Origin of the sequence: Draconibacterium orientale (genome assembly GCF_900111425.1) — a bacterium.
Classification (GTDB): Bacteria; Bacteroidota; Bacteroidia; order Bacteroidales; family Prolixibacteraceae; genus Draconibacterium; species Draconibacterium orientale.
This window is the reverse complement of record NZ_FOHT01000012.1, coordinates 103244-121700: the sequence shown is the minus strand read 5'-3', so window position 1 is coordinate 121700 and position 18457 is coordinate 103244. Positions and strand designations below refer to the sequence as shown.

14 protein-coding genes are annotated in these 18457 nt (G+C 43.2%); 9 read left to right on the top strand and 5 right to left on the bottom strand.

Annotated elements, in window-relative coordinates; translation table 11 throughout:
- Positions 1–438 precede the first annotated feature (438 nt).
- Genes BMW53_RS08725 through purE form a run of 5 tightly spaced genes read right to left on the bottom strand, consistent with a single transcriptional unit; the run spans position 439 to position 5678 of the window.
- Positions 439–1071: an HAD family hydrolase gene (locus BMW53_RS08725; protein WP_038558176.1), complete on the bottom strand. Its 633-nt coding sequence runs from the start codon at positions 1069–1071 to the stop codon at positions 439–441.
- Positions 1071–2216, bottom strand: a complete 1146-nt coding sequence (locus BMW53_RS08720; protein ID WP_051567806.1) for a 1-acyl-sn-glycerol-3-phosphate acyltransferase — start codon at positions 2214–2216, stop codon at positions 1071–1073. The genes BMW53_RS08725 and BMW53_RS08720 overlap by 1 nt, the downstream gene beginning before the upstream one ends.
- Positions 2217–2254: 38 nt before the next feature.
- The gene (locus BMW53_RS08715; RefSeq protein ID WP_038558182.1) at positions 2255–4297 is read right to left on the bottom strand and encodes a helix-hairpin-helix domain-containing protein; all 2043 of its coding nucleotides are present in this window, start codon (positions 4295–4297) and stop codon (positions 2255–2257) included.
- Positions 4294–5112, bottom strand: a complete 819-nt coding sequence (locus tag BMW53_RS08710; protein WP_038558187.1) for a PorV/PorQ family protein — start codon at positions 5110–5112, stop codon at positions 4294–4296. The genes BMW53_RS08715 and BMW53_RS08710 overlap by 4 nt, the downstream gene beginning before the upstream one ends.
- 59 nt (positions 5113–5171) lie before the next feature.
- Positions 5172–5678 carry a 5-(carboxyamino)imidazole ribonucleotide mutase gene (purE, locus tag BMW53_RS08705; protein ID WP_038558190.1) on the bottom strand — a complete coding sequence of 169 codons (507 nt, stop codon included), beginning with the start codon at positions 5676–5678 and terminating at the stop codon, positions 5172–5174.
- 88 nt (positions 5679–5766) lie between these two features.
- Here purE and hpt point away from each other — a divergent pair, with 88 nt between their 5' ends.
- The 9 genes from hpt to BMW53_RS08655 all read left to right on the top strand — a co-directional run bounded on the left by hpt (position 5767) and on the right by BMW53_RS08655 (position 18432).
- Entirely contained in the window at positions 5767–6306 is a 540-nt protein-coding gene (gene hpt / locus BMW53_RS08700) for a hypoxanthine phosphoribosyltransferase (RefSeq protein ID WP_038558192.1), read from the top strand.
- A gap of 16 nt (positions 6307–6322) precedes the next feature.
- Positions 6323–6895: an adenylate kinase gene (locus tag BMW53_RS08695; protein ID WP_038558195.1), complete on the top strand. Its 573-nt coding sequence runs from the start codon at positions 6323–6325 to the stop codon at positions 6893–6895.
- Between the two features lie 86 nt (positions 6896–6981).
- A complete protein-coding gene (obgE, locus tag BMW53_RS08690; RefSeq protein WP_038558199.1) occupies positions 6982–7971 on the top strand; it encodes a GTPase ObgE in 990 nt (329 codons plus the stop codon).
- The gene (locus BMW53_RS08685) at positions 7971–8663 is read left to right on the top strand and encodes a phosphatase PAP2 family protein (RefSeq protein ID WP_051567807.1); all 693 of its coding nucleotides are present in this window, start codon (positions 7971–7973) and stop codon (positions 8661–8663) included. The genes obgE and BMW53_RS08685 overlap by 1 nt, the downstream gene beginning before the upstream one ends.
- A complete protein-coding gene (locus BMW53_RS08680; protein ID WP_038558201.1) occupies positions 8664–10442 on the top strand; it encodes a MutS-related protein in 1779 nt (592 codons plus the stop codon).
- Positions 10443–11576: 1134 nt separating this feature from the next.
- The gene (locus tag BMW53_RS08670; RefSeq protein WP_038558204.1) at positions 11577–13412 is read left to right on the top strand and encodes a DNA topoisomerase IV subunit B; all 1836 of its coding nucleotides are present in this window, start codon (positions 11577–11579) and stop codon (positions 13410–13412) included.
- A 38-nt stretch (positions 13413–13450) separates the two neighbouring features.
- Positions 13451–16102: a DNA gyrase/topoisomerase IV subunit A gene (locus BMW53_RS08665; RefSeq protein ID WP_038558207.1), complete on the top strand. Its 2652-nt coding sequence runs from the start codon at positions 13451–13453 to the stop codon at positions 16100–16102.
- 20 nt (positions 16103–16122) lie between these two features.
- Complete coding sequence (locus tag BMW53_RS08660; RefSeq protein ID WP_038558209.1) at positions 16123–16620, top strand: shikimate kinase; 498 nt, start codon at positions 16123–16125, stop codon at positions 16618–16620.
- Between the two features lie 180 nt (positions 16621–16800).
- A complete protein-coding gene (locus tag BMW53_RS08655) occupies positions 16801–18432 on the top strand; it encodes a thiamine pyrophosphate-binding protein (protein WP_038558211.1) in 1632 nt (543 codons plus the stop codon).
- Positions 18433–18457 lie beyond the last annotated feature (25 nt).

The following is an 18457-nucleotide window of genomic DNA, read 5'->3' as shown; positions in this document are numbered from 1 at the left end:
ACGATCAAAAGAGGCCGTCTACTTATGCAACGTCGCTGCATCAAAGCTTGGCCTCGTCCGGTGAGCCGGAAAACAAGTGATGACGGCGTAATAAAATTACTGTTGTTTGAGGAGGTACGACGAGTTTCAGGAATTTTAGCCGGCATCGCGTAGCTTTTCCGAGTGAAGTGGGCGCAGCCTTGGGTTTTGTGTTTACTATTTGGACCAAGCCAAATAGTAAAATCTGTCCGATAGGACAAAATCATGTTTCTTATGGTTGGTGGCTTATTTGACTTGATTCGGAAATTTTCCTCCATCAGAAATTCCAGGTGATCCATTAATTGAGAAGCAGGAACAACCTGTTACCAGAAGACAAATAGGCTACAAAAGAAATAACTAAAGTTAATCTCGTTGTGAATTTGTCTTGCTTTGGTTAATCAAAAACTGAGTGTTTCTGGATTAAAGCGGAAGTGTTTTAAGCAGCTCTAATTCGTCAATAACTTTGGCTCCGGTTGCTTCCAGGCGCTCTTTCGACTGGTGCCCGTCGGCTACCAAAATACAATCAATTTCCAGTTGTTGCGCTACCTCAAAATCGTGGTTCGTATCGCCAATTATGGTTGCCTGTGCTTTGTCAACGTTCAGTTCGCTGATAAACTGTTTCCCGCGTTCAACTTTCGACGCTGCATAAGGATTGTTCAATCCGGCTATTCCATCAAAATAATCAAAAATATTCTGGTGCTTTAAGGTGTGCGCCAACATGTCCTGTTGCATGGCCGAAAGCACAAATTGACGGAAGCCCCTGTTTTTGAAATGCTCCAGTGTGTCGATAACGCCGGAATGTAATTTGCAGTTGGTAACTCCCGCGTTGTAAATGTCCATATATTCCTGCGCTGCAACGGAAAAATCCTCTTTTGAAAAATCAAAACCGATGGATTCATAATAATCCTTAACCGGAAACGAGAATGCCTCTTTGTACGAATAGTGATCGAGCAGATTGAGCTGCCGTTTTTTTAGCAGCACATTTATCGTTGAAATGCAAAAGTCAAGATCGTTTAACAGCGTCCCGTTCCAGTCCCAGATAATTGTTTGCATTATTGTTTTTTAGGTCGGTCGAATTTATTAATTACCGGGTAGGCATACAGTTTCAGAAAACGTTCCTGGATATCGGTTATCGGGAAATCGATGTGTACCATGGCCTGCTCCACCATAATCTCGAATTTCTTTTGCTCTTCGGCGGTGTAACGGTCTTTAAAGCGGTGCTCCTGCATCAGCATATCGTAAGCCACAAAATTACTTGGCCACAGTTTGTAGTTTTTGTAAATCTGATCGTCGATCATTTCTGCCAGGCGGCGAATGTAATCGTTGCGCTGTTCGTTATTTTTTGCCAGTTCAAAATGCGTTTCAATCGGTGTTCCAAAAGCAAAACGCATTCTTCCTTTTGGCGCAAACATTCCCATCGACATGGCTTTCAAATCGTCTTTGCTTTGTTTGGCGCGGCCGTAATGTTCTTTTTTTATCAGCTCGCGAAGTTTGGGCAAACCACATGGTTCAATCTCGTACGAAATGGATACCGGAACAATATTCAGTTCGTTAAAACCATCCGAAATGCCGCCTTTATTGCTCATGTTCAGCATTTTTAAAACACTTTCCTGTGTTTTATCGTTGCCGTCTTTTGTGCGTCCTTCGCGTTGTGCAATCCACACCGAAAGATGGTCTTCGGTAATTGATTTGCGAATAAAATGCGAAACCTTTTTCGAAGCCATCATTAGTTCGCGCGGTGGCAAATTTCGTCTGATTACAAACGAGCGGTTCAGTTTAACGGTATGTTCTATCCACTCGTATTGCAGCAGGTTGTCGCCAATGGCAATCTGGGTGGTGTTCATGCCGTACTCGAAAATAAGGAAGTTCAGTAGCGCGGCATCCAGAATAATATCGCGGTGGTTCGAAATAAACAGGTAGGGTTTGGTTTTGTCCAGCTTGTCAATTCCGGTAACTTTTAGTCCGTCGGAAGTTTTGTCAACCAGCCAATGTAAAAGGTCGTAAATAAATACGCCTTGTAACTGTTTGATACTGCTTACCCGGCGCAACTGAAATTTTACCATTTCAACCTTTGGCCGGTTTTTAAACAGGTGAAGCAGAACATCGTCAAAGGTTTTGTCCTTAACTAATTTTCTGATCTTTGCTTTTACTTCTTTGTCGGTGTAGGGGCGAATGTCATCAAAATTAATGTCTCGCATTATTTAAATTTTAACCCGACAAAGTAAGGTATTCAAAATCAAAATTTCAACCTTAACTGAAATTTTAGCTCCGTTTTGTGGTGTCCGGTTATCTCATTATAGCCCGAACTGATGGTTTCACGGTCGGTCCACCAGGTATTTGCCAGCTTTAACCAGCACTCAATTTTTTTAGCAGGCTGGTATTTTAAATTGAGATAAGTTCGGAGTCCTTCACCGTAATACGCCGGAATTGAAAAGGCATAAAGAATATCGTTTTCATAAGCGTAAATGCGGCTGTTGTAACTTTCTGTCTTGAACCAGGCCAGTCGTGCAGACAGGTTCAGCGGAAATTCCCCGGGCTTAAATTGGATATCCTGAAAAAGCATAAACCCATTTTCGCTTTCCTCGCCTTTGTAATAAACATGCTCAGCACGTGTTTTTAGCAGAATGTTTTCCGACAGCTGAAACTGAACGTGAAAGCGAAATTTTTGAATGCGTTCCGGAAGGTTGGTATAACGATTTTCGTTTTTGAATTTCTGATCTTTTTCCTCGTTTTTAAAGCGCAGGTAAGCATTTGTTTTTTCGCTGATCTGAAAATTGGCCTGCGTAAAAATATCCCACGAACGTGCCGGGCCGGCAGTGGAATAGTTAAACCACTCCGATTGGTAAACATCTGAATAAGCAGAAAACGTTACAAATCTGGCAGGTAAAAAGCGCACTCCAACATAAAGCCCCGATTCGTTGCTGATGTTACTGCCTTCGGCCATGGTGTTGGCCCAAAAAGCATGGTAGTCTCTATCGAAATGACGGAACAGTGCCGAAAATCCCAGCTGGTCGTTTATATGAACGATCGCTCCCTGTGTTACCGCTTTTCCTTTCGATTTGGAGAAGGCCGCCTCACCAAAAAATGTGTAGTTGTTTTTACTAAAAAGGTAATCGGCACCGGCGGTGTAATTGTCTGTGCCGCTGAATCGGAATTGGTTATAAAGCTGGTTGCTGCGGATAAACGCCTTGTCGAATTGCTGATAAACAACCGTTACGCCCAGTTTTAGGTGGTTAAAACGATGGGTGAAGACACCACCCGCATTGGTGTATTTTATGGTTTTTTCATCGGCGATTTCGCTTTCTGTTCGGTGATACCCCGATGTTTGCAGGCTGGAAAAATAAGATGCGACAGAATCGTTGTAAACCAAATTCCCATCGGCATTTTTATGCGAATAAAATAGGCTTACTTTCGAGTTGCCCATTTTAGCAGTACCGGCTGCTCCCCTGAAATAATAATTCTCATCCACCGAAGTGAAGGCCCGAACACCCTGCCCGGTTTTGTTGATACCCAAAACATTCTCCGATTTTCCGGTGGTGTAACCTTGCCACAGCACCAGGCCCTGGCCGGATCGAACAAGGTAATCGCCAATAGAAATATTTTCGAAAGTTTCATTCAGTTTAAAGCTGATGTGCCCCGAGTAATAATCGAAACCATGTTTGTTGGACCCCTTGAAAAACGCTTCGCCCGGATCTTTCTCTGCCGTTATTCCCGCTGAAAGTCTATCGCCGGCCCTGAAATTATAGCGCGTGTAGTAGCGAAACCGGTTGCCTTCGTACGGAATGGTGCCATCGTCTTTTTCTTTATATCCGCGCGCTTTTTGCAAATTTCCAAGTGTGCGTAACAACAATTGATTGTCGGCGTATTTTAACTGTTCTTTTAATGGTTGTCGTTCCTGTTCTTCGGGGCCAAACGCGATAAAATAATTCAGTTTCTGCAGCAGATTGGGCGTAAATCCATCAATGGTTTTTAATTCGAAAATGGAATAAACCGGGCCGTAAGTGGTAATGTATTCCAGTAATTTCTGAATTTGTATTTCATTCAACAAATAAAGCCGGGAAAGTTCAGTGGCACTTGTTGCGTTGATATTTACAGGATGTTCGAGAAAATATTCAAGGTCCTGAATGATCAGTGCCATATCCGTACCTTCTTCAATTTTGTCGAGATGCGATTCCAGTATCGATTCAATCAGTTGTTCAGGGGAATCGTTTTGTGCTGATGCCGCCAAAATAATCAGCTGAAACAGGATGAAGATGATATGCCGGATCAGTTTTCTCATTTTAGTTGGTATTGAATGGAAACTGATGGTGTAAATCCTAAATTACCGTGGTAGCTGAATGCGATGTCGGTGCTGATGTTTTTAAAACTATAGCCCAATCCGGCAGTGTATTGCACCGGCCTGCCCGAAATTCCAAAACGTAGTGCCAGGTTCTGAAGCGGCATAAATTCCAATCCGCTTTTAACCATAACATCATGGTCTGACTCTTTTTGTGTTTCCAGGCTCACCAGCACGTGTTCATCGAACGAATAATGCGCTCCCAGTCGGTAAACTGCCGGAAGTTTTATTTTCTCTTCCGGGTAATTAAAACCGTTTTTAACCGGATTGTAAGTGTGAGCACCCAGTATAATTTGTTGTGTCAGCTGATAAGTTGCACCAATTTCAAAAGTAACAAACGAAAAAGCATCTGCATTTTCGGGCAAACGTTCTGAAAAAAAATCGAACTGAACGGAGGCATTAAAATGCTCAGAAAGTTGTTTGGCATAGCCAAAACCGATTTTATGTTCTTTAAAACTTCCTTTTCCGAACTGGTAAAAGCTTAAGCCAAAAGTTCCGGCACCGGTTGGCAGAACCACACTTGAGGCTGCCAGTGCAAATTCATCAATTCCGTACTTCGATTCGTAATAAACACCGGCAGAAAACCGGTTGATTTTTGCTAAAGTGGCCTGGTTATGAAAAGTGCTCCAGGTGTCGGAAATGGAAACAACAGCATTTGACAGCGCAAGCGAGCGGGCACCTCCTGCGTAGGTCTGCGAGGAGGCGGCAAATGTAATTATGGTAAAGTATACCAACAGTATGTAGAAGGGTTTAAGCATAAAAAAGAGGCATTGGTTAAATACCTCTTTAAAATTAAGTAAAATATTTTAAACTACAATTAATTTGTTTTAAATCTGTATTTTACCTCCGAGAGTTCCTGGTTGGCTTTTACAATTTTTTCTTTCAGGTTTTCTTTGTACTTAACCAGTTTGTTCATTAATTCTTCATCGCCGGTGGCCATCATTTGTGTGGCTAAAATGGCAGCATTCATCGCTCCGTTAACCGCAACTGTGGCAACCGGAATTCCGGGAGGCATTTGCAAAATAGCAAGAATCGAATCAAACCCCGATAAGCTGGCGTTGATCGGAACACCAATTACCGGAATTGGAGTCATTGCAGCAATAACACCCGGTAGGTGAGCCGCCATTCCGGCACCCGCAATTATAACTTTAATACCACGGTCTTTGGCTCCTTTGGCAAAGCTTTCTACTTCTTCCGGAGTACGATGTGCCGACAAGGCATTGATCTCGAAAGGAATTTCAAACTCATCGAACAATTTGGCAGCTTTTTCCATCACCGTTAAATCCGATGTGCTGCCCATAATAATACTAACTTTTGGAGTCATGTTTTATAATTTATTCGTTACTTTGTAGCTTTTTATTTTCAGCACGAAAATACAGCAAATTAGCAATTAATAAAAATCAAAACCACATATGAAGAAGGTTAAAATCCTGGATAAAGAATTTGAGTTATTTATTCCATATGAGAAGATTCGTTCAGTTGTTGAACAAATGGCTGAGACAATGAATAAGGAGTTGGCTGGCAAAGACCCGCTTTTTCTGTGCATCTTAAACGGTTCGTTTATGTTTGCCGCCGAAATATACAAGCGGATTGACTTTGTTGAGTCGGAGATTTCGTTTGTAAAACTGGCTTCGTATCAGGGCGATTCAACAACCGGGAGAGTGAAACACCTGATCGGTTTAAATGAAGAAATGGAAGGACGAACCGTTGTTATTCTGGAAGATATTGTTGATACCGGAATTACTATCAACAATATTTTGGAGCAACTGAAACAAATGAAACCCAAAGAAGTGCAGGTAGCAACCTTGTTGTTAAAACCGGATGCGCTTCAAAAAGAAGTTGATCTTAAATATGTGGGAATAGAGATCCCGAATGATTTTATCGTAGGTTACGGACTTGACTACGACGGCTACGGTAGAAATCTGATCGATATTTACACGGTAGTAAAATAAAAAATAACCAAAAATTATGTTGAATCTCGTATTGTTTGGCCCACCGGGGGCAGGAAAAGGAACCCAGGCCGAATTTCTTATTAAATCATTTGGATTGATCCACTTGTCAACCGGCGATTTGCTGCGTAGCGAAATTGCCGGGGAAACAGCACTTGGAAATGAAGCAAAAAACTTCATGGATAAAGGAGAGTTGGTTCCTGATGAAGTAGTAATCGGAATGATTAAAAGTAAACTCGACGCAAACAAAGACGCGAAAGGTTTTATTTTCGACGGATTTCCCCGTACCGTTGACCAGGCAAAAGCTCTGGATGTTTTGTTGAACGAAAATGGTACGCCAATCTCGGGTATGCTTTGCCTGCAGGTGGAAAAACAGGAGTTGATCGATCGTTTGTTAAGCCGGGGAAAAGTTTCGGGCCGTTCCGACGATCAGAACCAGTCGATTATTGAAAACCGCATCACGGTTTACACCGAAAAAACACTTCCTCTAATCGAATACTACAAGCCACAGGGTAAACATTTCGATATTAACGGAATGGGAACCATTGAGGAAATTGCAGGCAGATTGCAAGAAGTTGTTGAAAAACTATAAGATTGACTTATAAGGGTGGGAAGCTTGTGTATTACAGGTGTCTCACCTTTTTTATATTTGTACAGTTAACGAACAGGAAAAATCAGATGGCAGAGACCAATTTTGTTGATTACGTAAGAATTCATTGTCAGTCGGGTAACGGAGGTTCCGGCTCAGCGCATTTGCGCAGAGAGAAATTTGTGGCCAAAGGTGGCCCCGATGGTGGCGATGGTGGTCGTGGTGGCCATATTATCCTTGTAGGTAATGAGCAGATGTGGACATTGCTGCATCTGAAATTTCGGAAACATATTAAAGCCGGACACGGCGAACCGGGCGGAAAGCAGCGCAGTACCGGTGCCGATGGTGAAGATATTTACCTGGAGGTGCCGCTCGGAACCGTTGCCCGCGATGTGGAAACCGGTGAATTCCTGTTTGAAATTACGAAACACGGCGAAGAGCAAATTCTGCTAAAAGGTGGTCGTGGTGGTTTGGGAAACGATCATTTTAAAACATCTACCCATCAAACACCTCGTTTTGCGCAACCCGGCGAAGAAGGTGTTGAAGGTTGGAAAGTACTGGAGCTAAAAGTACTGGCCGATGTTGGCCTGGTGGGTTTCCCGAGTGCCGGAAAATCAACATTGTTGTCGGTGGTTTCGGCGGCAAAACCTAAAATTGCCGACTATCCGTTTACCACGCTTGTACCCAATTTGGGGATTGTGGGGCATCGCGAACAGCGTTCGTTTGTAATGGCCGATATTCCCGGAATTATTGAAGGTGCACACGAGGGTAAAGGCTTGGGACTTCGCTTTTTAAGGCACATCGAGCGTAACTCGATGTTGTTGTTTATGGTGCCGGCCGATAGTAAAGATCACCTGAAAGAATACAAAATATTGCTCAACGAGCTGGAAAAATATAATCCTGAGCTGCTCGACAAGCAGCGGTTTTTAACCATCAGTAAAGCCGATATGCTTGACGAGGAACTGATGAAGGAAATCAGCCGGGAGCTGGGCGATATTCCGCACCTGTTTTTTTCGGCCGTTTCAGGGTTTAATATTCAACAATTAAAAGACCGAATCTGGGAAATTTTAAATAGTTAATGGAATTATTTCAACGAATACTGGAGCTGGATAAAGAGCTGTTTTTATTCCTCAATGGTTTTCACAACGACTTTTGGGATACCATTATTATAATGATAACGCGACAGGAAACGTGGATTCCGTTTTTTGCCAGCATCTTGTTTTATATTATTAAGAAATACCGTAGCAAATCAATATTGATATTAATTGCTATAGGGCTGTTAATCGCAGCAACTGATCAGTTCTCGAATGTGATCAAAGATTCGGTTCAGCGTTGGCGTCCAACACACGACCCGGCAATTTCGCACCTGGTTCATATTTTTTTCGGTAAAGGCGGATATTATGGTTTCGTATCGGCACATGCTGCCAATTCGGTTGCCATTTTGGTATTAACATCCCGAATTTTCAAAAACCGGATTTATTATGCCTTAATGCTTACATGGGTATTGGTTTTTTGTTATTCGCGTATTTATGTAGGCGTGCACTATCCGCTCGATCTGATTTGCGGGGGGCTAATCGGCTGGCTGATCGGTTGGGGCTTGTTTAAACTGCTGATGTTTGTCGAGAATCATTTCTTTTTTGGCCGCTCGCCTAAAATTGAAAAAACGGCACTGTCGTTAAAAGATGTCGGAGTTATTTTTCTGGTATTTCTAGTGTCGTTTGTTACCGTTTTTCTTGTGGTTGGCCAGCTTCATTTCTTTAAAATTTTATAAATGAGCGAACCGGCCCGGCTTTATTACGAAAGACTTTTGTTTTACACCGATGAATTACAGCGTGTATCGGCGAAAGTAAAACGTTTTGCCTGGTATCGGTTTTTAGCATTTGTTGGCATATTCGCCCCACTTATAATTCTTGGGTGGGAAATTACCACACTGTATTGCACACTTCCCTTAATTGTGCTTTTTTTCTGGCTGATCAAAAGAAATCTTCGGCTCGATAAAATAAAGCAAACCCTTATTGTTAAAACGAAATTGCTGGAAGACGAGCTAAAGGCTCTGGATCATTCCTTTTTGCATTTTGAAAATGGCGAACAGTTTCTTAACGTGGAGCATCCGTTTGCCTACGATTTGGATTTGTTTGGCGAAGGTTCCATGTTTCAGTACTTAAACCGCACGGCAACTGTTGAAGGCCGGCAACGCCTGGCCGATTGGTTGCAAAAGCCGCTAAAAGAAAAAGTGGAGATTGAAAAACGTCAGGAAGCTGTTAAAGAATTGGCTGGAATGCCTTTGTGGCGACTCGACTTTTTAACCGAAGGCAACCTGTTTCAGGAAACCGAAGTGCAGTACGATGAAATCCGAAACTGGTCGGAAATGGAGCTCGGCCTGGATCGCGCAAATTGGTTAAAATGGATGATCCGTATTGTTCCGGCAATTACTGTTCTTGCCGCAATTCCTGCCGTTCTGGGGGTAAGTAATTTTTACCTGGTGGCAATGATATTTGTGCAGTTTCTGCTTTTGTTTGCCTTTACAAAACAGGTGAATTATTACTTCGGGTTTTTTGGCCGTAAGTCCGACCTGCTGGCAAAATACATGCAGTTGCTGAAGCTGATTGAGGAAAAAGAGTTTCGGTCTCCTTATCTCTGCGAGTTAAAGAGAAAAGTAACCGAACCATCGGCCGGAAAAATCTTTGGGGAGCTAAAAAGCCTGGTAAAAGAATTCGAGTACCGGCAGAATATTCTGGTTGGTGTGGTGTTGAACGGGCTTTTCACCTGGGATATTCGATGCGTTTACAAACTTTGGCTGTGGCACAAGCAAAATCACGACAGACTGGCCCGGTGGCTCGAAGTTATCGCCCAGGTGGATGCTTTTATAAGCCTGGCAAATTATGCCAATAATCACAGCGATTTTGTGTTCCCGGAAATCACAGATCAGGAATTTGCCTTATGTGCCACCGAACTGGGGCATCCGTTGCTGAAAAAGGACAAACGGGTGAATAATGATATTGAAATTGAAGGGTGGTCGAAAATAATGATCGTTACCGGGGCAAATATGGCCGGCAAAAGTACTTTCCTGCGTACCGTGGGAACAAATATTTTGTTGGCCGGAATGGGCGCGCCGGTTTGTGCTGCCTCAATGAAAATAAGGCCGGTTGATTTATATACCAACATGCGCACAACCGACTCGTTGCTTAAAGATGAATCGTATTTCTTTGCCGAGTTAAAACGGATAAAAGCAGTGCTCGATCGTTTGGCAGCGGGCGAGCAAATCTTTGTAATCCTCGACGAAATGCTGAAGGGAACCAATTCGATTGACAAGTTGAACGGTTCGAAAGAATTGGTGCGAAAACTGGCACAGCAGCCATGTGCGGCAATGATTGCCACGCACGATTTAAAGCTTAGCGATATGGAAAAAGAACTTCCGCAGCAGGTATTTAACAAGTGTTTCGAGATTCGGATTGAAAACAACGAACTGATTTTCGACTACAAACTATCTGATGGTGTTACACAAACCATGAATGCCACTTTCCTGATGAAAAAAATGGGGATTATTTAGTCCCTGAGACTCTGATTTCAGAAGCCGTCAGCTAACGGACGAGGCCAGGCTGCGATGTTGCAGACGTTGCATTTGTGGACGGCCTCTTTTGGTCGTTGCCCGGAGTTGAAGTAGAACCTTAATGAGAGCGGGAAGCTCCGAGGGATCGAGGAGATCACCCGTCCGAATTTAGGTTTTATGAAAACGTAGGGGAAGGGTCAAAAGCAGCCTTGAATTTTCTGCTTCGTCTTTGCTTTAAGGCAAAGATGAAGGCCCCCGGCAGGGAAAAAGCGGAATAGATCCGGAGGCGTTTCAAAGTTAAATCCATCGATAATTTCGGGGAATCCAGTCTTTGTCTGAAGATCATCTTAATACCAATGAGGAATTAAAATGAGCCTTATTTCAGGGAAATCCTCCTTTTGATCGAAATTCCCACAATAATCTCATTGTCTTCCCTAAGGCTCACAACGAGATTCAATTGATATTATATGGCACACGATTTTCCTTTTTATTCTCCCTTGTAACTAAAATAGCCTTGCGAGGTACTAATATTATGGCGCGAGGTATGAATAATAGTGCGCGAGGGGCTAAAAATATAGTGCGAGATAAAAATATTGTGGTGCGAGGTATAAAAAATAGTGTGCGAGGTAACCTCGCACATGAATAAAAGTACCTCGCAAGCATATATTATTACCTCGCATATAAATATTATTACCTCGCGGGTGCATATTAGTCCCTCGCACGGTAATATTATTCCCTCGCAGGCCTTTATTGTTAGCAGGGGTAACAAATACGCGGCAGATTATGATGTATTAGCCTTAAATCTTTTGTCTGTCAATAAATAATACCTGGTGTTTAACAGTAACAAATTGGCGCAACCATCTCCGTAAAATGTTTTGCGAATTCACAGGTGCGAGCAGGGAGAATTGTGGTTCTTCGCCCGCTTATATCCCTAATTTTATCCACACTTTTTCAACGGACGATTGTTAGTTATTGCCCCCGCGAACACCCTTGTAAAGCGGAGGATTTGATTATATTTGTGACAATTGGGTGAATTCTGTGTTTCGTAAATAAAAAACCAAGTCCCGTAAGCACAAAACCATTGAAAACACAGGGTTTCTGATAAATTCGAAAGTTGATTCTGGAGATTAAAGTATGAGCGCAAACTACGACGAAGGTGCAATTAAAACGTTAGACTGGCAGGAGCACATCCGGCGACGTCCGGGTATGTACATTGGGAAACTCGGAGACGGAACTTCTGCCGACGATGGTATTTATGTTTTGTTGAAAGAGGTGATGGATAACTCGGTTGACGAATTTATGATGGGGCATGGAAAAAAGATCCTTGTAAAGGTCGATCAGGATTTGGTTACCATCCGCGATTATGGCCGGGGAATTCCACTGGGGAAACTGGTGGATGTGGTCAGCAAAATGAATACCGGCGCAAAATACGATAACAAGGTTTTCAAAAAATCGGTAGGCTTAAATGGTGTTGGTATAAAAGCCGTGAATGCCCTTTCTTCCGATTTTACGATAAAAGCAGTGCGCGAAGGCGTGGCTAAAGAAGTATATTTTAGCCAGGGGGTTAAAACCGGCGAGAAAGATTATCAAAATCTCGACGAGGTAAATGGAACAGAGGTGAGGTTTGTCCCCGATGTGGAAGTGTTCAAGAAGTATCGTTATATGAACGATTATATCGTGAATATGATGAAAAACTATACCTTCCTGAACGCGGGCTTAACCATTGAGTACAACGGCGAACGTTTTCACTCGCGCAACGGATTACGTGATTTGCTCGAGGAAAATATGGATCACGACCCAATTTACCCAATTATACATCTCAGAGGCGAAGATATTGAAGTTGCCATAACACATGGTAATCAATACGGGGAAGATTATTATTCGTTTGTTAACGGTCAGCACACCACCCAGGGAGGGACTCACTTACAGGCTTTTCGCGAAGTTTTAGTGAAAACGATCAGGGACTTTTACAAAAAGGATTTCGACCCGTCGGATATACGGGCATCGATTGTGGCGGCTGTTAGCATTAAAGTAGAAGAGCCTGTATTTGAGTCGCAAACCAAAACCAAACTCGGATCGCGGGATATTGGCCCAAACGGTCCGTCGGTGCGTGCACATGTTGGTAATTTCCTGCAAACCGAGCTCGATAATTTCCTGCATAAAAACCATGAGGTTGCAGAAGTGCTCCTCAGACGTATTGTGGAGTCGGAGCGCGAAAGAAAAGCAATTTCGGGCGTGAAAAAACTGGCCCGGCAACGCGCTAAAAAGGCCAACCTGCATAACAAAAAACTGCGCGACTGCCGAATTCATTTCAACGAAAAACATGAACGCAAAGAAGAATCGAGCATTTTTATTACCGAGGGAGACTCGGCAAGCGGATCGATAACCAAATCGCGCGATGTAAATACACAGGCCGTTTTTAGCTTGAAAGGAAAACCGCTGAATACTTTTGGCCTCACCAAAAAAGTGGTTTACGAAAACGAGGAATTTAACCTCTTGCAGGCAGCATTGAACATTGAAGAAAGCATGGAAGACCTGCGGTACAATAAGGTAATTATCGCTACCGATGCCGACGTTGATGGAATGCACATCCGTTTGCTGCTCATTACTTTCTTTCTGCAGTTTTTCCCTGAATTGATAAAAAAAGGGCACGTTTATATTTTGCAAACACCGCTTTTCAGGGTGCGAAACAAGCAAAAAACGTTCTATTGTTATTCAGAAGAAGAGAGGGTGAAAGCCATAAATAAATTGCGTGGTAAACCCGAAATAACCCGGTTTAAAGGATTGGGCGAAATATCGCCCGATGAATTCAAGCATTTTATCGGGAAAGATATCCGCCTCGATCCGGTGCAAATGAAAAAGCACGAATCGGTGGCAGAAATGTTATCCTACTACATGGGTAAAAATACCCCCGAACGCCAGGATTTCATCATCGAAAACCTGTATGTTGAAAAAGACAAAGTGGAATAAGAGCCTCAAATAAAGTACGATAAATTTCAGAGAGAAGAATGTCAGAAGAGAATTTAAATCAGGAGGAAATTCAGGACGATAGTGTAAAAGAGGAAGTAATCTACCTTTCGGGCATGTACCGCGACTGGTTTTTGGATTATGCCTCGTACGTAATACTCGAACGGGCGGTGCCGTACATTAACGACGGGCTAAAACCCGTGCAGCGGCGTATTATGCATGCCATGCGCGAAATGGACGACGGGCGCTACAACAAAGTGGCCAACATTATCGGGCAAACCATGCAGTATCACCCGCACGGCGACGCTTCAATTGGCGATGCTATTGTGCAAATCGGGCAGAAAGAATTGCTGATCGACTCGCAGGGAAACTGGGGGAATATTCTTACCGGCGACGGTGCAGCAGCACCTCGTTACATTGAAGCCCGGCTGACGAAGTTTGCTTTGGAGGTACTTTTCAACCCGAAAACTACCGAATGGAAACTGTCGTACGATGGCCGTAAAAAAGAACCGGTTACACTTCCTGTAAAATTCCCGCTGCTGTTGGCGCAGGGAGTTGATGGTATTGCTGTTGGTTTGGCGTCAAAATTGTTTCCGCATAACTTTATCGAACTTATCGATGCCTCAATAAATTACCTTCGCGGAAAGGATTTTGAATTGTACCCCGATTTCCCAACCGGAGGATCGGCCGATTTTAGCAAATACAACGACGGTTTGCGCGGTGGTTCGGTAAAAGTTCGTGCCAAAATTGAAAAGCGCGACAATAAAACACTCGTGATTAACGAGGTGCCTTACGGAAAAACAACCACAACGCTGATTGAATCGATTATTAAGGCTAACGACAAAGGAAAAATCAAAGTAAAAAAGATTGACGATAACACGGCCGAGCATGTTGAAATATTAGTTCATCTGGCAGCGGGTGTTTCGTCCGATAAAACCATCGATGCGCTTTATGCATTTACCGATTGCGAAGTTTCGTTGTCGCCAAATGCCTGTATCATCGAAAATGACAAGCCGCATTTTATTGGCGTTTCCGAAATTCTGAAACGTTCGGCCGATTCAACAAAGGCCTTGCTGAAACTCGAACTGGAAATCCGTAAATCGGAACTGGAAGAGCAGTGGCATTTTTCTTCGCTCGAAAAAATATTTATCGAAGAGCGCATTTACAAGGATAAAAAGTTTGAGGATTCGGAAAACATGGACCAGGCGGTAGCGCATATCGACCACCGTTTAGAGCCATGGAAACCAAAATTAAAACGCGAAGTTACCCGCGAAGACATTCTGAAACTGATGGAAATTCGGATGGCGCGGATACTGAAATTTAACAAGGACAAAGCCAACGAACTATTGAAATCGATTGAAGATGAAATTGCAGAGATCGAGCATAACATCGAAAATATTATCGATTTCACCATTGAGTGGTTTAAACACCTGAAAAAGAAATACGGTAAGGGCAAGGAGCGCAAAACAGAGATACGCAGTTTCGAGAATATTGTAGCCTCGAAAGTGGTGGTGAAAAACGAAAAACTGTATGTTGATCGGAAGGAAGGATTTATGGGAACATCGCTTCGTAAAGAAGAATTTGTTTGCGACTGTTCGGATATCGACGACATTATTGTTTTCCGCCGCGATGGTTCGTATTTCATCACCAAAGTTTCGGATAAAGCTTTTATCGGCAAAAACATTTTGCACCTGGCCGTTTTCAAGAAAAACGATAAACGCACCATTTACAACGTGGTGTATAAAGACGGAGAATCGGGTAATTTCTACATGAAACGCTTTTTTGTTACGGGCGTTACCCGCGACAAAGAGTACAACCTTACAAAAGAAACGAAAGGCTCGCGCATTGTCTATTTCTCGGCCAACCCAAATGGCGAAGCAGAGATTTTACGCGTTGTTTTAAAGCCAAAGCCACGAATTAAAAAGCTTGTTTTTGAAGAAGATTTGGGCGAGTTGGCCATTAAAGGTCGCCAATCGATGGGGAATATCTTAAGTAAAAACGATATTCATAAAATCACCCTTAAAGAAAGAGGCGTTTCTACGCTTGGAGGTCGTAAAATCTGGTTCGATCCGGATGTATTACGACTGAATGCCGATAGCCGCGGAACCTTCCTGGGTGAATTTTCGGGCGAAGATAAAATCCTGGTTATCTACAAAAATGGTGAGTTCCAGTTGTATAATTACGATTTGAGTAACCACTTCCAGCAAGATATTCTGGTGATCGAAAAATTTGATCAACGTAAGATTTTGTCGGCGGTGTATTACGATGCCGACCAAAAATATTACTACGTAAAACGTTTTGAAATTGATGAACCCGAAGGAAAACTGATACGTTTTATTGGCGAAAACACCGATAATAAACTCATTAGTTTAACCTGGGTGCATTATCCGCGTTTGGAGCTTACGTTTGGCGGAAAGAATGCCGAGCGCGAAAATGAGATCATCGAAGTGGCCGAGTTTATCAGTGTAAAATCGTGGAAGGCAAAAGGTAAGCGACTGAGTAATTACGAAGTGGATAATATTAAAGAAATTGAGCCGGTAATTAAAGATGATTACGATCATCATGAAGAGGAAGTAGAAGAACCGGAAACGGAACAGGATAGCAAACCGGACAAAAAAGAGGAGGTTGATGATATCCCGTTTGAAGTAACCCGGCCGAAAAGGGAAGATGACGGGCAAGGCTCTTTGTTTTAGCCAGTAACAGAAGAAAAAAGATGCGAGTATATTTGATTGGATACATGGGGTGTGGAAAGTCGCGTATGGGGCGCCATTTGTCGGAGCATATGGGGCTGCAGTTTATCGACATGGACGATTACATTGAAGAAAGAAACTGCAAAACAGTGCCGCAGCTATTTGCCGATTACGGCGAAGATGGCTTTCGGCAAAGAGAGCGAAAGGCTTTGGAAGAACTAGCTGAATTCACCGACGTTATAATTGCTACCGGCGGCGGAGCTCCTTGTTTCTTTGATAATATCGACCTGATGAATAAAACTGGGAAGACCGTCTTTTTGAATATCGACCCGGCTATTCTTGCCGACCGTCTCATGAATTCGAAAACCGAACGGCCACTGATTAAAGGAAAATCGCGCGAAGAATTGGTTGCCTTCATCGATGAAACACTAAAGAAACGGAAGCAATTTTATTCGCAGGCACAATTTGAAATTACTGAGCCCGATTTTAGCCTTGATCGTATTCAGGAAATGATTTCGTAATTCAGATAGTTCCTCCCCCTTAATTCATTTTGCTTTTGCATTCTCCTGAAATAGGCTTTAAATTAGCTAAGTCTTAGGTCAAATACAATGTACAGGAGAATATTAGTCCACAAGTTTAAGTTGCTTGAAGGTCCTTTTGCCTTTTTCCTTTATACTTTTGACTTGATAAAATAAAGAAGCATGTCAACAGTTGCAGAAGTTTTTGCGCATACGCTAAAAGAAATCGGGGTACGCTATGTTTTTGGAGTTCCCAGTGGAAACATGATCGATTATGTGGAAGCGTTGCGAAAAGAAGATGGCATCGATTTTATATTGGTTGGGCACGAAGCAACCGCTGCTTTTCTGGCCGGAGTTTGTGGCCGGTTAACCGGAGTTCCGGGCGCGTGTTTTGCTACATTTGGCCCGGGAGCAACCAATTTAAGCACAGGCGTTGGCGGCGCTCAGCTCGACCGATTCCCGCTGTTGGCTTTTACCGATGAAATGCCCGATGAGTTGTTAAAACGCACCGTGCAAATGAACATCAATCATCAGCAGCTTTTCTTTCCTTTAACAAAGTGGACAACCCGCCTGAACGAGAATAACGTTGAAGAAATTATTTTGAAAGGAGCGGGAATTGCAACTGACGATCAACCGGGTGCCGTGCATATAGGTATCCCTGCCGGAATTGGCGGAAATCAGGTGCAGAAAGTAAAAGCTGAAGTGGATTACCTGCGTTTGGAAAAGAAACGCTGGTCGCCCCTGGTTGCCGATCAGATTGCGAAAGTTGAAAAGCTCATCCAAAAATGTAAAAAGCCTGTTTTAGCTGTCGGACTATCGGCGGTACACGTTAAAATAAATGAGCAGCTTGTTGCGCTGGCTGAAAAGTTGCAGGCTCCGGTGGTGCTTACGCCAATGGCAAAAGGCCTGTTCCCCGAAAATCATCCCTTGTATGCAGGAGTGCTTTTTCATGCCTTATCAAACCAGGTTGCCAAAGTTTATTCGCAGGCCGATCTGGTTATTGGAATAGGGTACGATCCCGTGGAGTTTAATTACGAAGACTGGATGCCTGAAGTGCCGCTGATTCATATCGACCAGCAGGAGGCCGATGTGGCAAACGGGAAAATTCCGGAAGTATTTAATGTGTTGGGAGCACTGGACCTTGCCTTGAATGAGTTGCAAAAACTGGATGTAAATCCTAAGGCATGGGATCATCAGGTTTTAGAAGCAAACAAGCAGCATATATTACAAATGCTGACTCCAAAAGACGACAGTTTTGGCTCGCTGGCAGTGCTTGATGGATTGCGAAAGGTTTTGCCCGACGAAGGAATTCTAAACGTTGATGTAGGTGCCCATTTGCACCTGGTTGGGCAACAGTGGCGCACTCCAAAGCCAGAGAAACTACTAATGACAAATGGCTGGTCGAGTATGGGTTTTGCCATCCCGGCAGCTTTGGCGGCAAAACTTTGCAATCCCGATTTGCCTGTTGCAGCACTAATGGGTGATTGCGGTTTCCTGATGATGGTTGGCGAATTGGCAACGGCAAAACGTCTTAACCTGAATATCGTTTTTGTGGTGATTTACGATGAGAGCCTGTCGCTGATAAGCATAAAACAGAATAAGAAGAATTTCGATAGCAGTTACGGAACGGATTTACATTTGTTGAGCGATGAGCCAACCAATCATTATTTTGGAGTTTCGGTAGTTCGGGTAACTAACAGCGAAGCCTACAAAATTGCCTTGGAAAAAGCTTTTGCCGGTGATGGCCCCGTTGTAATAGAGGCTGTGGTAAGCAACAACGAGTATGAGGATTTGGTGTTGCAGCCCAATAAATAAATTCTTATTATATTTATTCTTTAAA